Annotated in this window: 7 protein-coding genes; 2 read left to right on the forward strand and 5 right to left on the reverse strand. The window is 68.3% G+C overall.

Annotated elements, in window-relative coordinates:
- Together V6M51_RS22885 and V6M51_RS22890 are read right to left on the reverse strand one after the other, a co-directional pair.
- Positions 1–162: biotin carboxylase N-terminal domain-containing protein (locus V6M51_RS22885; RefSeq protein ID WP_332770548.1), on the reverse strand; the 162-nt coding region annotated here is incomplete at its 3' end.
- A gap of 6 nt (positions 163–168) precedes the next feature.
- Positions 169–489, reverse strand: coding sequence for a heavy metal-binding domain-containing protein (locus V6M51_RS22890; protein ID WP_305676705.1), 321 nt, complete (start codon positions 487–489; stop codon positions 169–171).
- A gap of 60 nt (positions 490–549) precedes the next feature.
- Between V6M51_RS22890 and msrB the strand changes: the two genes are divergently transcribed.
- On the forward strand, positions 550–1041 hold the full coding sequence (gene msrB, locus V6M51_RS22895; protein ID WP_332770543.1) for a peptide-methionine (R)-S-oxide reductase MsrB: 492 nt from the start codon (positions 550–552) through the stop codon (positions 1039–1041).
- A gap of 69 nt (positions 1042–1110) precedes the next feature.
- Complete coding sequence (locus V6M51_RS22900; protein ID WP_332770544.1) at positions 1111–2082, forward strand: SDR family NAD(P)-dependent oxidoreductase; 972 nt, start codon at positions 1111–1113, stop codon at positions 2080–2082.
- On the opposite strand, the gene V6M51_RS22905 is transcribed toward V6M51_RS22900, so the two are convergent.
- The 3 genes from V6M51_RS22905 to V6M51_RS22915 all read right to left on the reverse strand — a co-directional run.
- Positions 2079–2894, reverse strand: coding sequence for an aminoglycoside phosphotransferase family protein (locus tag V6M51_RS22905; protein WP_332770545.1), 816 nt, complete (start codon positions 2892–2894; stop codon positions 2079–2081). The genes V6M51_RS22900 and V6M51_RS22905 overlap by 4 nt on opposite strands.
- A 153-nt stretch (positions 2895–3047) precedes the next feature.
- Positions 3048–3494 (reverse strand): hypothetical protein, encoded by a 447-nt coding sequence (locus V6M51_RS22910; RefSeq protein ID WP_332770546.1) that lies wholly within the window; start codon positions 3492–3494, stop codon positions 3048–3050.
- A gap of 119 nt (positions 3495–3613) precedes the next feature.
- Positions 3614–3932: carboxyl transferase domain-containing protein (locus tag V6M51_RS22915; protein WP_332770547.1), on the reverse strand; the 319-nt coding region annotated here is incomplete at its 5' end.

The raw sequence follows: 3932 nt of genomic DNA on the forward strand, positions 1-3932 counted from the left end.
CGCCCCGCCGATCAACACCGCCTCGTCGGCCAGCTCCACCGCCAGCGAATCCGCGTCCGCCTCCGAATAGACCACCACCGTGGCGATCCCCAGCCGACGGCACGTCCCAATGATCCGAACCGCGATCTCGCCCCGGTTGGCGATCAAAATCTTTGAAAACATATGGTCCTAGCGCAGCTTCACGGCGGTGCCGGCGGCGGTCACCATCAGCATGCCGTTGTCGACGCCGAGGGTCTCATAGTCCAGGTCCACGCCCACCACGGCGTCGGCGCCCAGGCGCTGGGCCTCCTCGCACATCTCGCGGATTGAAATGTCGCGGGCCTCACGCAGGGCCTTCTCATAGCCCCCGGCCCGGCCGCCGATGATGTTGGTGATGCCGGCGAACAGGTCGCGGAAGATGTGAGCGCCGATGATGGCCTCGCCGCTGACCACGCCGAGGGTCTCGGCGATGTCGCGGTTGGCGATGGTGGGCGTGGTGCTGGTGATCATGGGCTGCATCCTCCGGCGGCGCACTTTCGTATTGAAGCCGGGCAACTTAGATTGGGACCCATGAGCACGCCAGCCGCCACCTCACCCACCGGATTTGATCTCACCGCCCCCGACGCGGCGGAACGCCAGGCCCTCGAGGCTGACCTCAGCCGCGAGGAGGCCGAGGTGCTGCTGCACCACGGCACCGAGGCGCCGTTCTGCGGCGGCCTGCTCGATAACAAGCAGGACGGGGTCTATTGCTGCCGGCTCTGCGGCCTGCCCCTGTTCCAAGCCAAGACCAAGTTCGAGAGCGGCACCGGCTGGCCCAGCTTTTTCGCCCCCTATGACGAGGCCCACGTGGTGGGCGTGCGCGACGTCAGCTACGGCATGGTCCGCATCGAGACCCGCTGCGCCCGCTGTGACAGTCACCAGGGCCACGTCTTCCCCGACGGCCCCCCGCCGACCCGGCTGCGCTACTGCATCAACTCGGTGTCGCTGGAGTTCGTGCAGAACGGCCAACCCCTGCGCGATCCGTTGAAGCGGAGCGATAACGCCCATCTGACCCCGGCCTGATCCTTAACTTGGCGGACCGCGGGGAAACCGCGCTAGGCTCCCGGGAAACAAACCAAGGGAGGCGACGCCTTGAAGGACTTCGCAGGTAAGACCGCCGTGATCACCGGCGGCGGCACGGGGATGGGCCGCGAGCTGGCCCGCCAGCTGGTCGCCGAGGGCTGCAATGTCGCCATGTGCGACGTCTCGGCCACGGCCATGGCCGAGACTGTGCGGCTGATCGAGGCCGACGGCCGGCCCCAGGGCACCAAGGTCACCACCCACATCGCCGACGTCTCGCTGGAGGCCGCTCTCATCGCCTTCCGCGAGGAGCTGAAGGAGCAGCAGCAGATCGACCACATCCACCTGCTGTTCAACAACGCCGGCATCGCCGGCGGCGGCAGCATGGTCACCGACAGTCGCGCCGCGTGGGAGAAGACCTTCAATGTCTGCTGGGGCGGGGTCTATCTGGGGGTGCGCACCTTCCTGCCCATGCTGCTGGCCGCCGACGAGGGCCACATCATCAACACCTCCAGCGTCAACGGCTTCTGGGCGACCATCGGGCCCAACACCTCCCACACCTCTTATGCGGCGGCGAAGTTCGCCGTGAAGGGCTTCACCGAGGCCCTGATCACCGACCTGCGGCTGACCGCCCCGCACATCAAGTGCTCGGTGGTGATGCCGGGCCATATCGGCACCTCCATCGTGGCCAATTCCCGCAAGGTGCAGGCTGGGGTCGATTCCGACGAACTCACGGCCGAGGACATCGCCGCGGCCCGCGCCCGGGCCGCGGCGGCCGGCATGGACATGACCGAAGTCAGCGACGACGCCATCCGCGCCCTGTCCGTGGAGGCCGCCCGCCGCTTCCTGGAGGACGCGCCCATGACCGCCGCGGCCGCCGCAAAGGTGATCCTGGACGGGGTCAAGGCCGAGCGCTGGCGGATCCTGGTGGGCGACGACGCCCACAAGCTGGACGAATGGGTGCGCCGCGATCCGGAGGCCGCCTATGAGCCGAAATTCTATCAGGACTTCGCCGCCGAGGTCGGCTGGCGCCTGGGCGGCTAGAGGCCGAGCTCGGCGGCGGCGATCTCGGCGACGGTCAGAGACCAGGCGGCGTCCTGTCCGTCGCCAAGCGTCCACGAGGCCGACAGCCCGGCATGGGCCAGGACCCACATGAGCAGCCGCTCCCGCTCGAGGCCCGCCGCCTCGCAGACCACGGCGGCCTGCCGAGCCAACCGCCCGGGCGCCGTGGCGGTCGCCATGTCCGGATTACGCAGGGTGTTGGCGTAGTCGTAGCCCCGCTCGCCGATCAGTCCCTTGGGATCGATCGCCAGCCAGCCGGCGGCGCCGAAATCCAGGATATTCTCATGGTGGACGTCCCCGTGCAGCACGCCCACGTCCCGTGGATCGCGCAGCAGCCGCAAGGCCACGGCATGGGCCTTGGCCAGGACGCCGCCTCGGACGCCGGCCATGGCGACCAAGGCCTCGAACCAGGCCTCCAGGGGAACCAGGGTCGAGGGCGGAGGCTCGGCGCGGGGTCGGTGTAGTCGCGCGACCGTCGCGCATATGGCCCGCGTCGCCGCCTCATCCTGCCCACTTTTGACCATCTCGACCAGGGACGCCCCGCCCATGGCCCGCTCCAGCAGCAGGGCCTCGCCATGATGGGCGAGCACCGGCGCCGCGCCCTGCCCGTCCCACCATGCCATGAGCGCGCCGCCGGCCAGCTCCTCGGACGCCGTGGCGAGCTTCAGCATGGCCGGGACGCCGCCGCGGCGCACGGGCAGCAGCCGGCTGCCCGTATAGGGCGTGGAGAAGGCCTCGCCATCGGGAACCAGGCCCCAGCGGTCGAGCCAGGGCTGGAAGGAGCTCCCCGTCACGTGCCCATCCTAGGAGGGAAACGCGACGGGGACAGCTGTCAGTTCGTGCACTTGGCCGAGGCCTCACCCATCTGGGCGGCGCTGGCGACGAAGCTGCAAGAAAAACCCCTCCGGACGACCGGAGGGGCGACGTGTGTGTGATTGTCCGCCTGGCTAGCAGGCGTATTCGCGGCGAACGGTCATCCGGCGACCGGTATAGGGGTCATAGACCCGCTCGCGGGTGGTGCAGACGCGATAGCGCGGCTGGGCGTAGGCGTAGGGCTGGCCGTAGCCGTATGAGTTGCCATACCCATAGCCGTACGAGTTGCCGTACCCATAGCCGTACGAGTTGCCGTACCCATAGCCGTACGGGCTGCCGTAACGGTTGTCATAGCCGTCGTAGCGCGGCCTGTCATTGCGGCTGGAGCTGGCCAGGGCGGCGCCGAGGGCCAGACCCACGATGCCGGCGACGATGGCCGTCTCGGTCTTGTCGTTGTCGTGGTGACGGCGATCGTAGCGATTGTCATAGCGATAGGACTGGGCCTGGGCCGGGACCGCCGCGCCGGCGACAGCGCCGGCGACGGTGAGGGCCGCGACCGCGGCGGTAAGGGTCTTGTTCATCGTGACCTCCTTCCGGCGCGATCCAAGAACGGGGGCCGGGTTCGGAAGCCAGACTGGGCTATGGCGGCTGAATGCAGGCTGAATAGGTTAACGGGCTTTTCAGTCACCTGCCTCGCCGCTCACAGCGGGATATTGTCGTGTTTTTTCCAGGGATTGGAGAGTTGCTTGCCGCGCAGGTTGTTGAGCGCGCGGGCGATGCGCCGGCGGGTGGCGTGAGGCATGATGACGTCGTCGATATAGCCGCGGGAGGCGGCGACGAAGGGGTTGGCGAAGCGGGCCTTGTAGTCGGCTTCGCGTAGCGCGATGGCCTCTGGAGATTCGTTGCGGAAGATGATCTCCACGGCCCCCTTGGCGCCCATCACCGCGATCTCGGCGGTGGGCCAGGCATAGTTGACGTCGCCGCGCAGGTGCTTGGAGCTCATCACGTCATAGGCCCCG

It is taken from the genome of Phenylobacterium sp. (assembly GCF_036677185.1).
Classification (GTDB): Bacteria; Pseudomonadota; Alphaproteobacteria; order Caulobacterales; family Caulobacteraceae; genus Phenylobacterium.

Excerpts from the sequence above, each read along its gene's own strand:
- V6M51_RS22890 (WP_305676705.1), bottom strand. The coding sequence starts at position 489 with ATGATCACCAGCACCACGCCCACCATCGCCAACCGCGACATCGCCGAG.
- msrB (WP_332770543.1), top strand. The coding sequence starts at position 550 with ATGAGCACGCCAGCCGCCACCTCACCCACCGGATTTGATCTCACCGCC.
- V6M51_RS22910 (WP_332770546.1), bottom strand. The coding sequence starts at position 3,494 with ATGAACAAGACCCTTACCGCCGCGGTCGCGGCCCTCACCGTCGCCGGC.